The organism is Corynebacterium tardum, assembly GCF_046717785.1.
GTDB lineage: Bacteria > Actinomycetota > Actinomycetes > Mycobacteriales > Mycobacteriaceae > Corynebacterium.
In genome coordinates, this window is record NZ_CP177104.1 from 182,191 (window position 1) to 201,401 (window position 19,211).

Consider the following 19,211-nt stretch of genomic DNA (forward strand, 5'->3'; position numbering starts at 1 on the left):
GGCGGCCCTGGCGGCCCTGGCCTAGCGCTGCGAGCGCGGCGGCTCGGAGGCCGCGAAGCGCTCGGTGCGCAGGCGCTCGACGGCGGGGATGTCGAGCGGCTCGAGCTCGCTCAGCGCCACGCCGGTGGCCTTCGCTAGCAGGAGGTCTGCCAGCTGCGGGTTGCGGGCCAGGACGGGGCCGTGCATGTAGGTGGCGATGACGCTGCCCTGGACCGCGCCCTCGGCGGCGCGCTGGGCGGTAGCGTCGGACAGGTCGTAGGTGGCGACCGTATCGGCGTTACCGGTGCCGCGGGTGAGCGTGCCCAGCGGCTTGGCGGCCGGGCCCAGGATGGTCGCGCCCATGTGATTCTCAAAACCGGTGAGCGGCTCGGTGAGCTCGGCGGTGATACCAGCCTGGGTGGGCGCGGACGCCACTTCGCCGATGGCGCGCTCGGCCATGGAGGCCGTGGTGGCGTCGATAAGTCCCACGCCATCCACCACGCGGCCGGACGCACGGAAGGATTCACCGAGCACCTGGAGGCCGGCGCAGATGGCCAGGACCGGGGTTCCAGCGGCGGCCGCGCGGGTCAGTCCGCCATCGGCAATGAGGTGCTCTGCGGCGAGGATCTGTGCGGTGTCCTCGCCGCCGCCGACGGTGTAGACGTCGAGGGAGTCGGGGACTGCTTCGCCCAGCTTGATGGGGACAATCTCCGCCTCGATTCCGCGCATGCGGGCGCGCTGGCGCAGGACCAGGGCGTTGCCGTCGTCGCCGTAGGTGCCCAGCACGTCCGGCAGGATGAGACCAATGTGCAGGCTAGTCATGGGAGTGCTCCTTTACTGCGGCGGTGAGCGCCTTTTTCAGATCGCGGAAGGCGGTGTAATTGGCCAGCACCTCGATGCGGCCCTCCGGACAGGACTCAATGGCGGTAAGCGGGTCCGCGATGAGCTCGTGCGAAATATCCGCGTACACCAGGCGTACTGCCAGGTCCGTGCCGCGCTCGCCGGCGGCCTTTACCGCGATGCCCTCGAAGTCCTCGAAGCGCACGTCCCACAGCCAGGACATGTCGATGCCGTCGGCCACGTGGCCGTTGACGGCGATGACCAGCCCGTCGGCGTCGCGGTCCACCATGGACAGCGCCTCCTGCCAGCCGGCCGGGTTCTTGGCCAGCAGCAGGCGGATCGTGCGGTTGCCCAGGGTGATGGTGGAGTAACGCCCAGCCACATCGTCCACGCCCTCGGCGGCAGCAATGGCCTTGTGGCGGTCCACGCCGAAGGCCTCCACCGCGGCGGCGACAGCCTGGGCAGCATTGCCGCGGTTGGCGCGTCCCGGGAGGGATAGGCGCAGCTTATCGACGCCTTCCGGGCTCACAATTCCTTCCTCCGTCACGGCCCAGGTGGGGGTGGGGCGGCGGAACTCGCGGCCATCGGCAAGCGGCTTGACCGCACGCCAGTCTTCGCCATCGCGCACGATGTGGCCGCCGGTACGCGGGCACGTCACGGACTCGCCCATCCAGCCAGCACCGGCGGAGACCCAGATGACATTCTTGGCGTCGTAGGCCACGGAGGTCATGAGCACGTCGTCGCAGTTGGCAATGACCAGCATGTCCGGGTGCGCCTCTACGGCGCCGCGCAGGGCGCGCTCGATCTTGTTGATCTCGCCTACGCGGTCCAGCTGGTCGCGGGAGAGGTTGAGCAGCACCAGCGCGGCAGGGTTGAGCTTGTCAGCCACATGCGGCACGTGGAGCTCGTCGACCTCCAGGACCAGGTGGGAGGCGTCCTTGCCCGCCAGGAGTGCGGAGATAATACCGGCGTCCATGTTGTCGCCGCCGTCGTTGGTGGCCACAGTGTGCTCCGCGCGCACGGCGGCGGCGAGCATGCGGGTGGTGGTGGACTTGCCGTTGGTGCCGGTCACGAGCACGGACGGCCGGTTCTTGGCCAGGCTTTCCATGATCGTGGGGTCAATGGCGCCGGCGATGAGGCCACCGATCATTCCGCCGGCACCGCGGCCGGTGGCGCGCGAGGCGGTGGTGGCCAGCGTCGCGGCGGACGTCGCGACCGTCGTGCGCGCTGAGCTCAGCGCGCTTCGGAGGTTAAAATTCATGCTCCCCAGGGTAGTCGTGGGGACCTACTGATCGGTGGTGCGGGAGCGGTTGTGTCCCGAATTTTGCTGGCTCGATTGATTCTGTTGATTCTGCTGGCCCTGTCCGCGACGTCCCCGGCCCCCGCGGCGCCGACGCCGCCGGCCGTTGCCGCCGCGCCCGCCATTTCGGTTGCCGCCACCGCTGGTGTTTCCGGCTCCCTGTCCGCCGTTGTTCTTCGCGGCACCGCCGTCGTTCTGCGAAGCGGTGGAACCGTTCTCTGCCTGTGCGCCGGCGGAGGCGTTCTGGCGGTTGCCAGCCTTGGTGCCGGATTTATTCCCAGATTTGCGGCGCGAGCGGCGACGGCGGCTATTGGAGGAGCGGCTGCGGTTGTTCTGGCCGCCGCCGTGATCGCCCTGCCCGGTGCGGGAACCGCCGGAGCGCTGCGCGGAGCCGCCATTGCTGGAGGAGTCCTGAGAGTCCTCCGGCTCGGTGGCGTCCTCGATGCGCTCCAGGGCCGCGAGGAACGCGGTGTCCGACATGAGCGGGATGTCCTTGCGATGGGCGTGCATGGGCTTTCCCACCAGGTCAGTGGTGATATTGCATACCACCAGGGAGGTCTCGCGCGTGAGCTTTTCGGAGTAGTTGAGCTCCTCGCGGGCGAGGGCGGCGATGATGGTGTCGGGGTCCTCGGTAATCTCCGGGGCGACGACAATCTCCATGCCGCGGATTAGTTCCTTGCCCGGCACGTATGCGCCCGGGTTGTGGTGCTGGCGCGGAGCCTCGGCCGCGTCCACGCGCACGTGGGAGCGCTGCAGGCCGAAGCGGTCACCGCGTAGGTCATCGGGTTCGGCGGTGCTGAGCGTGCCGCCGCGCTGGGCGCGGTAGAGCTCCTTGAGCAGGCGGGTGGTCTCCCGGGAGGTTTCTTTTTCGGGGAGCAGGGCGCGCTCCGTGCTGGCCTTCGGCGATGGCGCATCGAGTCCAGTCGCGGCTGCGACGGCGGCCAAGCGTACATCGGTGCCCCACACGCCCTGGCGGCGCGCGGTGGCTAGGGTATCCACGATGGTGACCGGGGTAGGCACGTGCCCGACCTTGAAGCGGCGCCGGCGTCCCTTGGAGCGGTTGCGGTTGCGTGCGCGGTTCTGGCGGGCGGCAGCGGTCATGGCGCGGCGGGCCTCGGCCACGATAAAACCCCAGGTGTAGGTGGTGTCGTGGACGATGAGCGTGCGGCCGTCGATAAGCCTGTCCAGCGGCTTCAGCAGCGCGGAGAAGGACTGCCCGGCCTTAATCTCCTCGACGCTAAGCCCGTGGAGGTGCCGCGGGCCGGGATCGCCATCGGGGTTGAACACGGCATGGAATTCCTGGCCGGTCTCGCCGGCATCGTTGAAGGTGAGAGCGTCCACGGTGAGCAACCGCCCGGTGGAGGGGTGGATGCCCGTGGTTTGAATGCTCAGCGCTACTAAGGGGAATGCAGCAAGCGCTTCGTCCCGCGCGCTGTCCTTGCGGCCATCCCCGCCCTTGGTGTGGGCGGCGTCATTCTTGCCCTTCCCAGCGGGCTTGGGCCGCGGTCCCGGCTTAGGGCCGGGGGCGGGCACCGCACCTGTCTGCTCCGCAGCATCGTTGTGCGCTGTGGAGTCGGCAGATCCGGGTCGTGTAGTCATTGTTCACAGTTTAGTACCCGAACCCCGCGGAACGGGGAAAGGGCACACGTAATCCGCTGCCAGGGGTAGGGGCTAGTCCACCTCGATGATGATCATCACGCCGCCCGGGTTGGTGGGCGCGGTCGGATCGGTGGGCTCAACTGGTACAGTGGGCTCGCTCGGCTCCACGGGTTCGACGGGCTTTACGGGCTCTGCCGGTTCGAGCGGTAGCGGCGCGATCTCGCTCGGCTCCACGGGTTCGACGGGCTCTATGGGCTCTGCCGGTTCGAGCGGTAGCGGCGCGATCTCGCTCGGCTCCACGGGTTCGACGGGCTTTACGGGCTCTGCCGGTTCGAGCGGTAGCGGCGCGATCTCGCTCGGCTCCACGGGTTCGACGGGCTTTACGGGCTCTGCCGGTTCGAGCGGTAGCGGCGCGATCTCGCTCGGCTCCACGGGTTCGACGGGCTTTACGGGCTCTGCCGGTTCGAGCGGTAGCGGCGCGATCTCGGTGGGTTCTGCAGGCTCGGTGGGCCCAGAGGTCGCAGACGGTTCCAAGGTCTCGGTCGGCGTGTCCTGCGCCGTCGTCTCAGACGACGGGGATGCAGGGGTGGCCTCGGACGTTGCCGTGACTGGCGACGTCTCCTCGGTCGCCGTCTCCTCCTCCGTCACCGTTGGCGTCGGGGTCGGCGTCGGTTCCGTAGTCGGTTGCGCCTTCGTCGTTGGATCTGCGGTTGGCTCTGTCGTTGCCTTCGTCGTGGTTGATGCCGCGGTCGTGCTGGGCTTCGTCGTTGTAGACGACGAGGAGCTAGTCGGAGTCGTGGACGTTGCAGTAGCCGTGGCCTTTGCCGTGGTTGATGTCGCGGTCGTGCTGGGCTTCGTCGTTGTAGACGACGGCGTCGTAGCGGTCGCCGTAGTGGTCGACGGTGCTGCAGTGGTCGAAGTCGTTGGCGCCGCCGACGTGGTGTCGGTGCTGGTCTCCTCTTCGCCGGACTCCTCTTCGGTCGGCTCCAGCGGCACCATGGGTACCTCCGGGCCTTCATCGTCGGGGATCTCGTGCGTGGCCGTGAGCATCACCTTGGTGGTGGTGGGAATCGTCTCCCGCGTGGACGGGGTAGCCGCTGAAGTCGGCTTGGTCGGCTTGGTGGGCTCCGAGTTTCCAGCAGAGTCCGATACCTCGGGGACCCCAGGAATCTCGGGGAACGTCGGGATGCCGACGTGCGCGCCGTGTCCACCGGAGTGGTTGCCGTTGGGGCGCGGCGTGTTCGGGCGAGCCGGCTCGGTGGCAGGACGCGGTGCCTCTGGGGCGGGCTTCGCGTGCGGGGCCGGTTCCTTCGTCGCGGCCTTCGTTGCGCGCGGGGTGGCGGCGGCAGACGGCTGCGCCTCTGCTGGTGCGGGGCTGGAACCCGCGGCGCGGGCGGTGGCGGTGGAGTCGCTGCGCGTCACCGAAGAGCCAGAGAACTCGGAAGGCTCCGACGGCTCCGATGGCTCAGCAGGTTCTGCTGCCCCATCCACGCCGGCGGAGTGCGCGCGCGTCTCCTTATCCAAGGGGCGGATTTCGGTATCGCCGCCCCACATGCGGCCGTCACCCATATCCTGCATGGCGCTGCTGGTCACGGCCGTGTCGGCAACATCGGCGCCTTGAGGGTTAAGGATCGGGTTGTTGTAGGCCTCCAGTGCGGAGCCGGTGACGTGTTCGTCGGAGGATTTGAGCGACACCAACGACGTGGCGAAGTTTGCCGTACCGCCGATGATGACCGCGATGCTGGCTGCGCAGGCCAGCTTCAGCCCGGTGCTGGTGGCCGCTAGCTGCGCTCCGGCGGCAGCAGCCGAGCCCAAAGCGCTGGACGGGGTTGCCGTCGCGGCAGCGCCACTCGTCGTTCCGCTCGCCGTGCTGGTCGTAGCACTGCTGGTTGCGGTGGACGTGGCTGGCTCGGGCACGTCGGGCGCCGGGGTGGCGGCCGATGCCTTCGCGCGTGCGGTAGCCAGCTCGGTTATGCCCACGGTGGCCGCGGTGAGTACACCCGCGCTGCCCAAAGCCAGGGTGCTGGGGGCGTTAGATTCGCTGGCGTAGATGGTCAGGGACGGAGTGCCGTCCTCCACGGCGTAGTAGGCCCGGGCGACAGCAATGAGGCCCTCGTGGTTGTACCCGGCGATGGTGTCAGCCAACCACCCTGCCTTGCTGTGAGGGATGGTCGCGACGAGGGCATTGTCCACGAAAACCTGGACGGAGCGGAGGAACAGGTGCCACCTATTTTTCAGGGTGACCAGGACGTGATCGGCATGGTCCGGCAGTTCCTTGGCCGGAATGGTGAAGTCGGTGGTGCGCAGTGCCGCGTCGCCATCAAGAAGCCCCCAGCGCTGCTCAGGCGGGTTGTTGCTGGGAACGCACAAACCTGGTGGGGGGAGCAGGACGTCGAAGTAGGGGACGGTGTCGTCCCCGTCATCAGCACAGTTGCGGCACATGCTGATGGAGGCCATGACCTGCGGGCGAAGCCCGGCAGCGATGATCCAGTCCAGCTCCGAGTAGGGGTGGGACTGGTCCACGGAAATGGTGCCGACAACAGTGTCATCGTGGCGGACGCGGAACCCTGAGCTGGAGTGCCCACACAACGTCACGGGGATGAGATGGGACGTGTCGGCCTCCTCGAACATGGAGAGGAAGACTTCTGGGTTAATGTTGTGCACAGAAAGGCGGCAGGGATCACCAAAGCCGTGGTGCGGGACCACGAAGTTGGTGTTCGTCATAGTGCTCGCCTTCGACGGGGTACGGTGCGCGTAGTACGGGATGGCGCGGTGCGCTGCATCCTGAGTAACCACCGTGAACGGTGGTAAAAATTTTGCAAAATTCTGTAATCAGTTCCCACCATAGCGCGTGCCGCCCCTGCCTACAAACCGTGCTGCCTAGTGCAATGCCTCGCATCACACCCTGACAAAAAAGATTGCATTTGGGGTGAAAGATTATATCGATCCTTATAAGGACAGGCGCGAAAGACACACGCACTAGCGGTGTGATGTAAAGCTGCGGGGAAGTGCCGAGGTAGCGACCCGCTACCCAGTCCGCCCGCGCCTTCCCGGGACCTGCCCTGGGTGGGGTGGTGCGTGGCGGGCCGGGTGAGCGCGGGCGGACTTGTGCGTACTAATAGAGACTTGTGGTCTTCCTTGTGATTGTGATTGGGCGTTGCGGTTAGGTGTAGCGGTTAGGCCGCGCGGTTGACGGCGGAGGTAATGGCGTTGATGGAGGCGCGCGTGGTGGAACCGGCGATGCCCGCGCCCCAGACCTGTGTGCCGTTGACGTCGGCGGCGATGTAGCAGGCCGCCTCGGCATCATCGCCCGCGGTACGGGACTGCTGCGAGTAGTCGATGACCTCGAAATCGATGCCCACGCCCTCCAAGGCGTTGGCATAGGCGGCGATGGGGCCATTGCCGCTGCCGGAGACGACGTGACGCTCGCCGTTGTACACCACCGTGGCGGTGACCTTAGTGTTCTCCTCGTCGGTGGTGGAATTGTCCACCTGGAAGGAGATCAGCTCCAGCGGCGCGGTGCGGTCCAAGAACTCGGCGGCGAAGATATCCCACATGTTCTTGGAGTTGACCTCGCCACCTTCGGCGTCGGTCACTGCCTGCACGGCCGAGGAAAACTCCGCCTGCATGGCACGCGGCATGTTGATGCCGTGGTCGGTCTTCATGATGTAGGCCACGCCGCCCTTGCCGGACTGCGAGTTCACGCGGATAACCGCCTGGTAGTCGCGGCCCACGTCCTTCGGGTCGATGGGCAGGTACGGCACCTCCCAGGTGGTGCTCCGCAGCTCCTCCCAGGACACGTCCGTGTTGATTGCGCCGGGGCGGACCTTATGGGCCAGCGCATCCAGACCCTTGTTGATGGCGTCCTGGTGAGAACCAGAGAAAGCAGTGAACACCAGCTCGCCGCCGTAGGGGTGGCGCTCCGGCACGCGCAGCTGGTTGCAGTACTCCACCGTCTCACGGATCTTGGGCAGATCGGAGAAATCGATCTGCGGATCCACGCCCTGGGTCAGCATGTTCAGGCCCAGCGTGACCAAATCCACGTTGCCGGTTCGCTCGCCGTTGCCAAACAAGCAGCCCTCGATGCGGTCCGCGCCGGCCAGGTAGCCTAGCTCGGCAGCGGCCACACCTTCGCCGCGGTCATTGTGCGGGTGCAAGGATAGGATGATGGAATCACGCGTGGCCAGGTTGCGGTGCATCCACTCGATCTGGTCGGCGTAGACGTTCGGGGTGATCATCTCCACCGTGGACGGCAGGTTGATGATCATCGGGTTCTCCGGGGTGGCCTCCATGGTGTCCACCACCGCGTCACAGACCTCGGCGGCGAAGCCCAGCTCGGTACCGGTGAAGGACTCCGGCGAGTACTCCCAGCGCCAGTTGGTATCCGGGTAGTCCTGGGCAATGGACTTGATGAGCTCAGCGGCGTCGGTAGCCAGCTTCTTGATGGCTGGGCGGTCCTTGCGGAATACTACGCGGCGCTGCAGCTTCGAAGTGGAGTTGTAGAAGTGCACGATGACGTTCTTTGCACCCTCGCACGCTTCAAAAGTGCGGCGAATGAGGTGTTCGCGGGCCTGCACCAGTACCTGGATGGTGACGTCATCCGGAATCTTGTCGCCCTCGATGATCTCGCGCACGAAGTCGAAGTCCGTCTGGGAGGCAGACGGGAAACCTACCTCGATCTCCTTGTAGCCCATCTTCACCAGCAGGTCGAACATGCGGTGCTTGCGCTGTGGGGACATGGGGTCAATGAGCGCCTGGTTGCCATCGCGCAGGTCCACCGGGCACCACTGCGGCGCGGCGGTAATGGTCTTGTTCGGCCACGTGCGGTCCGGCAACTCGACGGGCTCAACCTCTGTGGCAAAGCTTAAGTAGCGGTCGACCGGCATGGAGGAACCGCGCTGCTTGTTCCACGCGGGCTGGCCTTCGCGGCGGGGGCCAGAGGGGGTGGTGATGTCACGGGGAGCGGAGATAAAAGAATCAGTGGGGGACATAAGTGAACTCTTCCTTGGAGTGTGTAGGTGCCGTGTACGGCCAGCTGTGGTAAGGGCAACACCGCGCTCCGCGACGGGCCGCTGGCCGTGAGGTCACGAACCTAAATCCCGCCGCGGCTACTAAGGAGAAGGGAATGCCGCGTAATCATGTGAGCCACAATACAATCCCTCTCACTATGTGGCAACCAATTTCACACAATGAGACGCGGGTGGGGTGTGGCTAAGATGTCTTGCGTGCATACAGTGAGACCCGCAGTAAGGGCCGGCAGCTCGGCGCCCCGCGCCCCGCGCATCGCGCTAGTTTCCCTCGTTATCGCCGTGCTGGGCGCGGCCATACGCATCGCGGTGCTGGAGGTCCTGGCCGCGGCCAACGGCCAGGAGCTGTGGGACCAGCTCTTGGCCTGGGATGCTGAATATTATGTGGCGATTGCCCGCGCCGGGTACCTCGACGCCGACATTGCCTTTGACGGTCCGGTGTACGAGAAGACGATGGCCTTCTTCCCGGGCTTTCCCCTACTCCTCAAGATCGTCAGCTGGACCGGCATCAACATCGCCCTCGCCGCGCTCCTTATTAATACCCTGCTGGTGGCGGTGCTGGCAGCGGGGGTGATGGTGCTGGCGCGGCGCCTCGGCGCGGGGCAGGGCGGGCAGATCGCCTCCGCCATCGTGGTAACGAGCGCGCCGATGTCCATCGTTTTCTCCATGCCGTACAGCGAGGCGCTTTTTGGTGCTCTGGCGGTATGGGGGCTCGTGGCACTGGATGACCGCGTGTGGTGGCGCGCTGGGCTGTTCGGGTTCGGGCTCGCGCTGACCCGCCTGACCGCGGTGGACTTCCTCGTGGTCTTCGGGCTGTGGGTGCTGCTCTACGGGCGCCGTAACTGGCGCGCCTGGCTAGGCCTGTGCCTGGCTGCCATGCCGCTCCCCGCTTACCTGCTGTGGACGCAGCACTACCTGGCGGATGCCGGTGGCTACTTCGGCATCCAAGAAAAGTACTGGGACTCCGCCTTTGACGGGGGAGCGGACACGGTGTGTTTTGTGTGGAAGGCGCTCACTGAGGGTACGAATGTGGGCTACCTTCTCACGGCACTGGCCATCCTGGCCGCGCCGGTGCTGCTCGTGGTGACGTGGGGAAAGGTTCAGCCGGTGGCGTGGTGGTTCAGCGCGGTGCTCATGGCCAACGTGTTGCTCTCCAGCGGCATCCAGCACTCCCGCCCGCGCCTGCTGCTGCCTGCTGCGGTGCTTATTATCCCGTGGGCCGTGCGGGCCGTGGCTGGCCGCACGCCGCGGGCGGGGTGGGCCGGTATTGCTGCGTGGGTGCTGTGGTCGGCGTGGTTCTCCGCTTACATGCTGGTCATCTTCGAGTGGGCTATCTAGCTGCAGGAGCGTGTAGTGGAACCAGGATTAACCGGCACGCGGGAGAGCACGATGGTGCCCACGATCATCACCAGTAGGGAGCCGGCCATGACGCACCAGCCGGCGGCGCTGCTGACCTGGAATTTCTCCCCCAATACCCAGTAGCCCAGGCCAAAGGCCACGATGGGCTCCATGATGGTCATGGCCGGCAGCGAGTGGGCCAGCGCGCCGGCGTGAAAGGAATATTGCTGGATCACCGTGCCGCCCGCGGCGAGCGCGATGAGCGCGTAAAGCTCCCAGCTGCCCAGGGTGGCAACGGGGCCTTCGTGCGAGAACACATCGACCACGGCCTTGGCCACCAGCGCGACATAGCCGTAGAGAATGCCGCAGGCGGAGCCTAAAGCGAGGGCGGCTTCCGACGGGCGCTTGCGGGCCATAACGAACAGGCCGATGAGCGCGAGCGCGCCGAGCGTGAAGGCGGGCCACCACTGGGACCAGGAGGGCGTGGTGAGGCCGGCAGTGGGGCGGCCGTAGACCACTAGGATGCCGACAGCGATGGTGAGCGCGATGCACCAGATGACCTCCCGCGCCGGCATGGGGCGGCGCGAATACCAGGCAGCCAGCGGCAGCGTGAACATCAGCGAGAGCACCAGGATGGGCTGTACCACGAGCAGGGTGCCAAAGCTGAGCGCGACGAGCTGCAGGGCGTAGGCCAGTACGGCTGCCCCGGTGCCTACCCACCACAGCGGGGTGCGCAACGCGGTGCGCATGACGGTGCTGGAGCTCGCGTCAAGAACAATGCGGTGGCGTATGACTGTGCCCCAGGCCACGACTAGTGCCGAGGCCAGCGCGAATGTGACGGCAAGCAGACTTGAAAACATCGTGTCCACCCTACCCGGAATTAATAGGCAACTTGTGTTTCGGTAGGGCCGGAAGGGCGGTAGGCTAAAGAAGTTGACTGCCGCTCTATAGGTATTGGGCGGCGGACAGGTATTGGCCCTCGCGAAAACGAAAGGTGGGACCGTCAGTGGCCCTAGTCGTACAGAAATACGGGGGATCTTCCCTCGAGAGCGCAGAGCGCATTCGTGCTGTCGCGGAGCGCATCGTGGCCACCAAGAAGCAGGGGCACGACGTGGTTGTCGTGTGCTCCGCCATGGGAGACACTACCGACGAACTGCTGGATCTTGCTGCCCAGGTCAACCCGGTCCCGCCGCAGCGCGAGATGGACATGCTGCTCACCGCCGGCGAGCGCATCTCCAACGCGCTGGTGGCCATGGCCGTGGAATCCCTGGGTGCCCACGCGCAGTCCTTCACCGGCTCCCAGGCCGGCGTTCTCACCACTGAGCGCCACGGAAACGCCCGCATCGTCGACGTCACCCCGGGCCGACTCACCGAGGCTCTCGATGAAGGAAAGATTTGTATCGTCGCCGGCTTCCAGGGGGTCAACAAGGAATCCCGCGACGTCACCACCTTGGGCCGCGGCGGCTCCGATACCACCGCGGTGGCGTTGGCGGCGGCGCTCAAGGCCGATGTGTGTGAGATTTACTCCGACGTCGACGGCGTCTACACTGCCGACCCCCGCATCGTCCCCGACGCCCAGAAGCTGGAGAAGCTCTCCTTTGAGGAGATGCTGGAAATGGCCGCCGTGGGCTCCAAGATTCTCGTCCTGCGCAGCGTGGAGTACGCCCGCGCGTTCAACGTTCCCCTTCGAGTTCGCTCATCTTATTCAACCGACCCCGGCACGCTCGTTGCCGGTTCAATGGAGGATATCCCCGTGGAAGAAGCAGTACTGACTGGTATCGCAACCGACCGTTCCGAGGCCAAGGTCACCGTCCTCGGCATCCCGGACCGCCCGGGGGAGGCCGCCAAGGTCTTCCGCACCATCGCGGACGCGGAAATCAACATCGACATGGTTCTCCAGAACGTCTCCTCCCTGGAGTCCGGCACCACGGACATCACCTTTACCTGCCCGCGCGCCGACGGCCCGCGCGCCATGGAGCTGTTGGCCAAGCTCAAGCAGGAGGGCCACTGGGCCAACGTGCTTTACGACGACCAGGTGGGCAAGGTCTCCCTCGTCGGTGCCGGCATGAAGTCCCACCCGGGCGTCACCGCAGACTTCACCGAGGCACTGCGTGACGCAGGCGTCAACATGGAGCTCATCTCCTCTTCTGAAATTCGCATCTCCGTGCTAACGCGGGAGGCGGACCTGGAGAAGGCCGCGGTGGCCGTGCACGATAAGTTCCAGCTGGGTGGCGAGGAAGAGGCCACCGTCTACGCTGGTACCGGACGCTAGAGAACCCCACCAAGGATTGCACTAAGGATTAAGGAGTACACGTCATGACCACTGTTGCTGTTGTAGGCGCTACCGGGCAGGTCGGCCGCGTCATGCGGTCCATTCTTGAGGAGCGCAACTTCCCGGCTGACTCGATTCGCTTCTTCGCTTCCGCGCGCTCCGCAGGCCAGGAGTTGACCTTCCGCGACGAAAAGGTGGAGGTTGAGGACCTGGCGAAGCAGACCGCGGAGAGCCTGGCCGGCATCGATATTGCGCTGTTCTCCGCGGGTGGCTCCACCTCCAAGCAGTACGCCCCGCTGTTCGCGGAGGCCGGCGCCACCGTGGTGGATAACTCCTCCGCGTGGCGCAAGGACCCGGAGGTTCCCCTCATCGTGTCTGAGGTGAACCCGCAGGATAAGGACAAGGTGGTCAAGGGGATCATCGCGAACCCGAACTGCACCACGATGGCGATCATGCCGGTGACCAAGGCGCTGCACGACGCCGCCGGGCTGACCACGATGCGCGTGGCTTCCTACCAGGCGGTCTCCGGCTCTGGCCTGGCCGGCGTGGAGACCCTGGCCAAACAGGTGGCCTCCATCGGGGATCAGAATGTGGAGCTGACGCACGACGGCTCCGTGCTCGAGGTGGAGCAGGACGAGCTCAGCCCCTACGTCGCCCCGATTGCCTACAACGCGGTGCCGCTGGCCGGCAACCTCGTGGACGACGGCTCCGAGGAGACCGACGAAGAGCAGAAGCTGCGCAACGAGTCCCGCAAGATTCTGGGTATTCCGGAGCTCAAGGTCTCCGGCACCTGCGTGCGCATCCCGGTCTTCACCGGCCACACCATGGTGGTCCACGCCGAGTTCGAGCGCCCGATCACCCCGGAGCAGGCCCGCGAAGTTCTCTCCTCCGCCGCGGGCGTCAAGGTCGTGGACGTCCCCACGCCGCTGGCCGCCGCCGGTATCGATTTGTCCTTGGTCGGCCGCATCCGCCAGGACCAGACGATTGCGGATAACAAGGGCCTGGTCTTCGTAGTCTCCGGCGACAACCTGCGCAAGGGGGCTGCCCTCAACGCCATCCAGATCGCGGAGCTGCTGCTCTAGCGCGCGGTGGTCTAGCGCGTGGCGCGCGCCACGCGACGCTAGTACCGCACGGCTCTAGAGCGCCACGCAGTATTCGGCATCGAAAAAGTCCGCCCCAGAAAGAATTCTGGCGGCGGACTTTCGCGTGTTGTGAGAGGGGAGCGCTCTCAGCCCTGTTGTGCTCCTAGTCCTTCGGGACCTCCGGCTTGGTGTGCTGGACGTAGGTCACGGACGGATCCGGATCCTCGCGGTCGTACTCGATCTCCTCGTCGGCCTCGAGCTCCTCGTGGATCTCCTCGGCCACGGCATTGACGAACTCGTCGGTCTCCATGTTGGAGGCCGCAGCCAGCTTGCGCAGCTCGCGCTGGTTCTTCTTGGTGAATCGCTCACGCGGGTCCAGGCGGCGCTTGACCAGGATGCGGGCGCGCACGCGGCGGTCGGACTCGGAGGTGATCTTGTCGCGCTGAGTAATCCAGGAAATCACCATGACGGCGATCATGAGCAGGCCCAGGTAGCCCAGAATCGGGTACACGCTGGAGACCAGCTGCTTGAAGCCAACGAAGGAGAGGATGAAGCCTACGACGCAGGCAGTGGCGTAGACGGGGTAGAAGAGCTTCGGCTTCTTGCGGGTCAGGCGCTTGCCCATGGCGTAGAACATACCGATGGCTGTGTTGAACACCATGCCGTAGATGATGAACGTCATGAAATAGCCAAGAATGGGGTTCACGTTGTTGATGAGCGTGAGCACCGGCAGGTCCTGGCCGTTGACCTCAGGGGCCACCATGTACAGCGAGACCACAAGCAGAGCCAGCAGGATGAGGTAGACGATGCCGCCCATGAGGCCGCCGCGGCCCACGGCGCGGTTATCCAGGATGTTGCCGCCGATAACGATGGACATGGATACCGCGCACATGACGTTAAGGCCGGTGTAGTTCAGCGCAGCCAGCCACCAGCTGTGGATGGGGGTCTCGACGTTGTCTACGGCGAAGTTATTGGCCGCAGACCAGTCCACGTCCGTGGTGAGGATGGTGTAGCCGGTGGCGAAGACCACGAAGATGATGATGAAGGGCGTGATCGCGCCGATAACGGAGGTCACCTTGTCCACGTCGAGCAGGCCGACGAGCAGCACTAGCACGAGCATGACGGCACCGCCCACCCAGATCGGCATGCCCTTAAACTGCTGGCTAATGGTGGAGCCGCCGCCGGCGAACATGACGAAGCCGATGGCGAAGAGGGTGGCCAGCGTGCCGTAGTCCAGCACGCGGGAGATGATGGGGCCACTGATCTTGTCGTAGACGGCAGTGTGCTCGTCTGCCTGGAAGTAGGAGCCCAGCTGCAGGATGGCAATGCCGGTGACAATCATGAGGGCTGCGGCCAGCACCACGCCCCACAGGCCCCAGTTGCCGAAGGCCACGAAGTACTGCATAGCCTCCTGTCCGGAGGCGAAGCCGGCGCCGACGACGACGCCAATAAAGGCCATGGAAATGGCCACTGCGCGTTTCAACATAACTTTGAGAGGTCTCGCAATCTCACACGCGCCGGAGGGTCGTCACAGAAGGAGTGTGTGGTGCGCGCTGTCGGGGCGGCGCAGTCCGGGTCGACTATCGATTTATCACGTGTGCCTCGATTGAGATTAGGTGTGGTCGACAGGTATTTTCCAGCTGAAGCGACGAGTGTCCCTCTGTGTCCTACGTCTCGGACCGCCGCTGGTCCACATGTATGTGCAGGTGCTTTGTATAGAACGCCCGTTTTGTAACGGCTCGGTAACGATTGGGGTTTAAGTTCGCCCGCGCTGCTCTATGAGATCTTTGCGGGCACGCGCCACGCGCGAGCGAATGGTGCCCACGCGTACGCCTGCAATCTTGGCGGCCTCCTCATAGGTATAGCCCAGCACCTGGGTGAGGATGAGGGCCTCGCGGCGGTCGGCCGGGAGGGCGTCAATAAGCACGCGGGCGTCGATCCATTCGCTCCACGTACCGGCGTTTTCCGGGGCTGGGGCGAGTGCAGCCGCGTCCTCATATTCTGTGGCGGACTTGCGGGGCCGAGCCATGTCGTGGCGGATGTTGTCCACCCACACGCGGCGCGCCAGGGAGAGTAGCCACGTGCGGGCGGAGGAGCGGGCGGCGAAGCGGGGGAGCGCCCCGATGACGCGAAGGTAGGTTTCCTGCGTCAGATCGTCGGCCACATCGGCGCCACCCAGATGGGCGAGGAGGCGCCAGACGTCATCGTGCGTGGATTTGATGAACTCCGTGAGCGCTGCGCGGTCGCCGCGGCCTGCCCGTAGGGCGAGGTCGGTGACGCGCGCGTCATCGCGCTCGGAGTGGGGATTCACCTCCCACAACTTACCAGCAGCCCGCTGGCAAACGAGGTATTACTGGGGTCAGGCTGTGGGGGCCGCTCTAGTTCTAAAAATCTGTTGCGGAGGTCATATTGTGTAGGTAGGCTATGAAACGTCCACGATTGATAATAATCCCCAAATTATCAACACAATTAGGAGGAAGTCCATGACTAACCCCAACGAGTCCGCAGCAGACAAGGTACTGGACAAGGGCCAGCGCGCCCCGGGTGGCCCGAACACCACCCGCCCGTCCGGCCAGCCGGTCGTTACCGAAAACACCAGCGTCACCAACGGTGAGAACGGTCCGGTCGTTCTTAATGATCTGCACCTCATTGAGAAGCTGGCCCACTTCAACCGTGAGCGCGTGCCGGAGCGCACCCCGCACGCCAAGGGCCACGGCGCCTTCGGTGAGCTGCACATTACTGAAGATGTCTCTGCCTACACCAAGGCCAAGCTCTTCCAGAAGGGCACCGTTACCCCGATGATGGGCCGCTTCTCCACCGTTGCCGGTGAGCAGGGCTCCCCGGATACCTGGCGTGACGTCCACGGCTTCGCACTGCGCTTCTACACCGAAGATGGCAACTACGACATCGTGGGCAACAACACCCCGGTGTTCTTTATCCGTGATGGCATCAAGTTCCCGGACTTCATCCACTCCCAGAAGCGCCTGGGCACCAACGGCCTGCGTGATGCTGACATGCAGTGGGATTTCTGGACCCGTAACCCGGAGACCACTCACCAGGTGACCTACCTCATGGGTGACCGCGGTACCCCGAAGACCACCCGCCACCAGAACGGCTACGGTTCCCACACCTTCCAGTGGGTTAACGAGCAGGGCGAGGCATTCTGGGTGAAGTACCACTTCAAGTCCCGTCAGGGTGTGGAGAACTTCACCGATGCTGAGGCAGGCGAGATGGCCGGCCAGAACGCCGACTACCACCGCGAGGACCTCTACAACGCCATCGAAGAGGGCAACTACCCGGTATGGGACGTCAAGGTCCAGATCATGCCGGTGGCTGAGGCTGAGGGCTACCGCTTCAACCCGTTCGACCTCACCAAGGTCTGGTCCAAGAAGGACTACCCGCTGCACGATGTGGGCTACTTCGTTCTCAACCGCAACCCGCGCAACTTCTTCGCGCAGATTGAGCAGGTTGCTCTGGACCCGGGCAACATCGTCCCCGGTGTTGGCCTGTCCCCGGACAAGATGCTGCAGGCTCGTGCCTTTGCCTACGCTGACCAGCAGCGCTACCGCATCGGACCGAACTACAAGCAGCTGCCGGTGAACCAGCCGCTCAACCAGGTCAACACCTACGAGCACGAGGGCCCGATGCAGTTCCTGTTCAACGCTCCGGAGGACCCGGTCTACTCCCCGAACCGCCACGCCAAGGGCGGCGGCTACCAGGATGGTGATGAGAACCTGCGCTTCAAGGAGCAGGAGACCACCACCGCGACCGACCTCTACGTCAACCCGGACCCGGCCGGCATCGACCTGGTTCGCGCGCCGTACGTGCGCCACGCCGAGGACAACGACACCGTTCAGGCCACCGACCTGTACGAGAACGTCTACGATGACGCCGCCAAGGAGCGTATGGCGGATAACATCACCAACGCCATGGCCGGTGTCTCCCCGGAGACCGAGGAGCGCGTCTACGCTTACTGGGACGCTGTGTCTGAGAAGCTGGGCAAGCGCGTGCGTGAGCTCTTCGCTGAGAAGAAGTAGCGCGCTAGCGCGGACGCTCTAGAGCGGACGCTGCCAAGGCCCCGCTGGTACCCCAACAATTCGGTACCGGCGGGGCCTTTCCGCGCGCCTGACGGCTTGTGCCCAGCGTGGGCGATAGTTTCTATGACATGACCTCACGCCTTGCCCGTCCCGCGGCCACCGAACGCCGCTTCACCACCCGCGCACTCGTGTGGGCCTGCATCCTGCTCGTCCCCCTCGTCATTGGCGCCGTGGTGGCCACCACCGCCCACTGGCAGCCGGCCCAAACCTGGTCCCAGGAGGAGACCGGCGCACCCAGCGACGGCACCATTGACCCGGCTGAGCTGCATGACGTCGCCCGGGCGCTCTCCGAGGCCAACGCTCAGGCCGGATTCTTGGCCAACGGCGCCCAGCAGCTCGCGGACGGCACCGGTCAGCTCAAGGACGGCGCGGGCGAGCTCGGCGGCGGCGTGGATCAGCTGGCGAGCGGCTCCCAGGAGCTCTCCAACGGCCTGGTGGAACTCCAGTCCGGCACGGCCCAGCTGGGAAACGGTGCCACCGAGCTTGCCGACGGCGTGGGCGGCGCCGTCGATCAGGTCGTGGCCCTGGGCGTGGTGCGCGGCCAAATTCTGCAGGCCATCGACGGCACAACGAAGGACCTGGAAGGTAACAACTCAAAGGAGGCCAAGGAGATTCGCTCGCAGCTGGGGGACCTGCGCGCGCAGGTGGAGAACTTTAAGTTCGACCAGTCCATCCAGGACCAGCTCATCCGCCTCAAGGACGGCTCGCGCGATCTGTCCAACCAGCTGGCGGTCAGCGGCTACGCCTACCACGACGGCGTCTACGAGGCCGCCGAGGGCGCCAAGCAGCTCAACGCGGGCATAGGCGAGCTCAACACCAAGGTGGATGAGGCCCTCAAGGGCGTGGACGAGCTTGTGGCCGGCGCCGAGAAGGTCGACGGCATGGCCCAGCAGAACCGCACCAAGGTGCAAGGCGCGCAGCGCGCTATGCCGACCGTGCCCAACCCCAACGACACCCAGAACGCGACCGCACAGCTACTGAGCCCGATTGTGGCCATGCTTCTGGCAGCCCTCGCGGTCCTGGGTGGCGGCGTCCTCGGCGCGCTGCTATCCCGCGTGGAGCGCCGCCTCCTGGTGCTCGTCGGTGCGTCAGTGCTTATCGGCGCCGCCGTGAGCCTGTTGACCGCGCTTCTGGCCACCGGCGTGACGGTGGCGGCCGTGGCGTGGGCTGGGGTGGCTGCGGCGGCGGCCGCGGCGGCGTCGGCAGGCGTGCTCTATGCCCTGGTGCGCGCGCTGGGCACCCCGGGCTGGATCCTAGGCGTGGTCCTGGGGATGGCGCAGGTGGGCGTTGTGGGGTGGGTCTGGAAGTCCGCGGCCACGGGCACGGACCTTAACACCGCCATGAGCGCGCTGGTGCACCTTTTCCCCATGCACTGGGCAACCTCCGCCATCACGGTGGCGGGAAATGGGGGCAACTCCCCACAGCAGTGGGCGGCACTGGCCGTACTGGGGGTAACCGCGGTGGTGGCGATCGCCCTGTCCATGACCCCCGCCGCGAACCGTTCTGCGGCGCGCTCCTCAACCCCTTCGGGGACCCCCTCCGCGCGCGCTGAAGAGAAGGCAGGGAAGGAAAAAGCCTAGCTCACGAACGTGCGCCAACAGTGCAGGCAGGGTGGGGTGGAAAGATACTACGAAATTGCGAGTCTGGGTCTTCAGTCACGCCGAAAGAGTGCTAAAG

13 protein-coding genes are annotated in these 19,211 nt (G+C 65.4%); 5 read left to right on the forward strand and 8 right to left on the reverse strand.

Annotated elements, in window-relative coordinates; translation table 11 throughout:
• Nucleotides 1-21: 21 nt before the first annotated feature.
• From ACLI1P_RS00930 to leuA, 5 genes are all read right to left on the reverse strand, one after another.
• Nucleotides 22-801, reverse strand: a complete 780-nt coding sequence (locus tag ACLI1P_RS00930) for a type 1 glutamine amidotransferase (RefSeq protein ID WP_411709194.1) — start codon at nt 799-801, stop codon at nt 22-24.
• Nucleotides 794-2,080, reverse strand: coding sequence for a MurT ligase domain-containing protein (locus tag ACLI1P_RS00935; RefSeq protein WP_411709195.1), 1,287 nt, complete (start codon nt 2,078-2,080; stop codon nt 794-796). Before ACLI1P_RS00935 ends, ACLI1P_RS00930 begins: the two co-directional genes overlap by 8 nt.
• Before the next feature lie 24 nt (nt 2,081-2,104).
• Complete coding sequence (locus ACLI1P_RS00940) at nt 2,105-3,718, reverse strand: DNA polymerase III subunit epsilon (RefSeq protein ID WP_411709196.1); 1,614 nt, start codon at nt 3,716-3,718, stop codon at nt 2,105-2,107.
• Nucleotides 3,719-3,790: 72 nt separating this feature from the next.
• Nucleotides 3,791-6,442 carry a hypothetical protein gene (locus ACLI1P_RS00945; RefSeq protein WP_411709197.1) on the reverse strand — a complete coding sequence of 884 codons (2,652 nt, stop codon included), beginning with the start codon at nt 6,440-6,442 and terminating at the stop codon, nt 3,791-3,793.
• A gap of 452 nt (nt 6,443-6,894) precedes the next feature.
• Nucleotides 6,895-8,709 (reverse strand): 2-isopropylmalate synthase, encoded by a 1,815-nt coding sequence (leuA, locus tag ACLI1P_RS00950; RefSeq protein ID WP_411709198.1) that lies wholly within the window; start codon nt 8,707-8,709, stop codon nt 6,895-6,897.
• 225 nt (nt 8,710-8,934) lie between these two features.
• Between leuA and ACLI1P_RS00955 the strand changes: the two genes are divergently transcribed.
• The gene (locus ACLI1P_RS00955) at nt 8,935-10,083 is read left to right on the forward strand and encodes a mannosyltransferase family protein (protein WP_408932176.1); all 1,149 of its coding nucleotides are present in this window, start codon (nt 8,935-8,937) and stop codon (nt 10,081-10,083) included.
• Here ACLI1P_RS00955 and ACLI1P_RS00960 read toward each other — a convergent pair.
• A complete protein-coding gene (locus tag ACLI1P_RS00960; RefSeq protein WP_408932175.1) occupies nt 10,080-10,943 on the reverse strand; it encodes a DMT family transporter in 864 nt (287 codons plus the stop codon). The two genes, ACLI1P_RS00955 and ACLI1P_RS00960, sit on opposite strands and share 4 nt — an antisense overlap.
• 146 nt (nt 10,944-11,089) lie before the next feature.
• On the opposite strand from ACLI1P_RS00960, the gene ACLI1P_RS00965 reads away from it, so the two are divergent.
• Both ACLI1P_RS00965 and ACLI1P_RS00970 read left to right on the forward strand, forming a co-directional pair.
• Nucleotides 11,090-12,355: an aspartate kinase gene (locus ACLI1P_RS00965; RefSeq protein WP_296135089.1), complete on the forward strand. Its 1,266-nt coding sequence runs from the start codon at nt 11,090-11,092 to the stop codon at nt 12,353-12,355.
• A 44-nt stretch (nt 12,356-12,399) separates the two neighbouring features.
• Nucleotides 12,400-13,437, forward strand: coding sequence for an aspartate-semialdehyde dehydrogenase (locus tag ACLI1P_RS00970; RefSeq protein WP_411709199.1), 1,038 nt, complete (start codon nt 12,400-12,402; stop codon nt 13,435-13,437).
• A gap of 163 nt (nt 13,438-13,600) precedes the next feature.
• On the opposite strand, the gene ACLI1P_RS00975 is transcribed toward ACLI1P_RS00970, so the two are convergent.
• Together ACLI1P_RS00975 and ACLI1P_RS00980 are read right to left on the reverse strand one after the other, a co-directional pair.
• The gene (locus ACLI1P_RS00975; protein WP_408932173.1) at nt 13,601-14,923 is read right to left on the reverse strand and encodes a hypothetical protein; all 1,323 of its coding nucleotides are present in this window, start codon (nt 14,921-14,923) and stop codon (nt 13,601-13,603) included.
• Between the two features lie 270 nt (nt 14,924-15,193).
• Nucleotides 15,194-15,748, reverse strand: coding sequence for an RNA polymerase sigma factor (locus ACLI1P_RS00980; protein ID WP_411709200.1), 555 nt, complete (start codon nt 15,746-15,748; stop codon nt 15,194-15,196).
• Nucleotides 15,749-15,920: 172 nt separating this feature from the next.
• Here ACLI1P_RS00980 and ACLI1P_RS00985 point away from each other — a divergent pair, with 172 nt between their 5' ends.
• Together ACLI1P_RS00985 and ACLI1P_RS00990 are read left to right on the forward strand one after the other, a co-directional pair.
• Nucleotides 15,921-17,474 carry a catalase gene (locus tag ACLI1P_RS00985; RefSeq protein ID WP_296135058.1) on the forward strand — a complete coding sequence of 518 codons (1,554 nt, stop codon included), beginning with the start codon at nt 15,921-15,923 and terminating at the stop codon, nt 17,472-17,474.
• Between the two features lie 128 nt (nt 17,475-17,602).
• The gene (locus tag ACLI1P_RS00990; protein WP_411709201.1) at nt 17,603-19,114 is read left to right on the forward strand and encodes a hypothetical protein; all 1,512 of its coding nucleotides are present in this window, start codon (nt 17,603-17,605) and stop codon (nt 19,112-19,114) included.
• Nucleotides 19,115-19,211: the final 97 nt, after the last annotated feature.

What these genes read in the sequence shown, in the direction of transcription:
- ACLI1P_RS00945 (WP_411709197.1), bottom strand. Translation starts at nt 6,442, where the DNA reads ATGACGAACACCAACTTCGTGGTCCCGCACCACGGCTTTGGTGATCCC.
- leuA (WP_411709198.1), bottom strand. Translation starts at nt 8,709, where the DNA reads ATGTCCCCCACTGATTCTTTTATCTCCGCTCCCCGTGACATCACCACC.
- ACLI1P_RS00970 (WP_411709199.1), top strand. Translation starts at nt 12,400, where the DNA reads ATGACCACTGTTGCTGTTGTAGGCGCTACCGGGCAGGTCGGCCGCGTC.
- ACLI1P_RS00940 (WP_411709196.1), bottom strand. Translation starts at nt 3,718, where the DNA reads ATGACTACACGACCCGGATCTGCCGACTCCACAGCGCACAACGATGCT.
- ACLI1P_RS00990 (WP_411709201.1), top strand. Translation starts at nt 17,603, where the DNA reads ATGACCTCACGCCTTGCCCGTCCCGCGGCCACCGAACGCCGCTTCACC.
- ACLI1P_RS00935 (WP_411709195.1), bottom strand. Translation starts at nt 2,080, where the DNA reads ATGAATTTTAACCTCCGAAGCGCGCTGAGCTCAGCGCGCACGACGGTC.
- ACLI1P_RS00955 (WP_408932176.1), top strand. Translation starts at nt 8,935, where the DNA reads ATGTCTTGCGTGCATACAGTGAGACCCGCAGTAAGGGCCGGCAGCTCG.
- ACLI1P_RS00985 (WP_296135058.1), top strand. Translation starts at nt 15,921, where the DNA reads ATGACTAACCCCAACGAGTCCGCAGCAGACAAGGTACTGGACAAGGGC.
- ACLI1P_RS00930 (WP_411709194.1), bottom strand. Translation starts at nt 801, where the DNA reads ATGACTAGCCTGCACATTGGTCTCATCCTGCCGGACGTGCTGGGCACC.
- ACLI1P_RS00960 (WP_408932175.1), bottom strand. Translation starts at nt 10,943, where the DNA reads ATGTTTTCAAGTCTGCTTGCCGTCACATTCGCGCTGGCCTCGGCACTA.
- ACLI1P_RS00975 (WP_408932173.1), bottom strand. Translation starts at nt 14,923, where the DNA reads ATGTTGAAACGCGCAGTGGCCATTTCCATGGCCTTTATTGGCGTCGTC.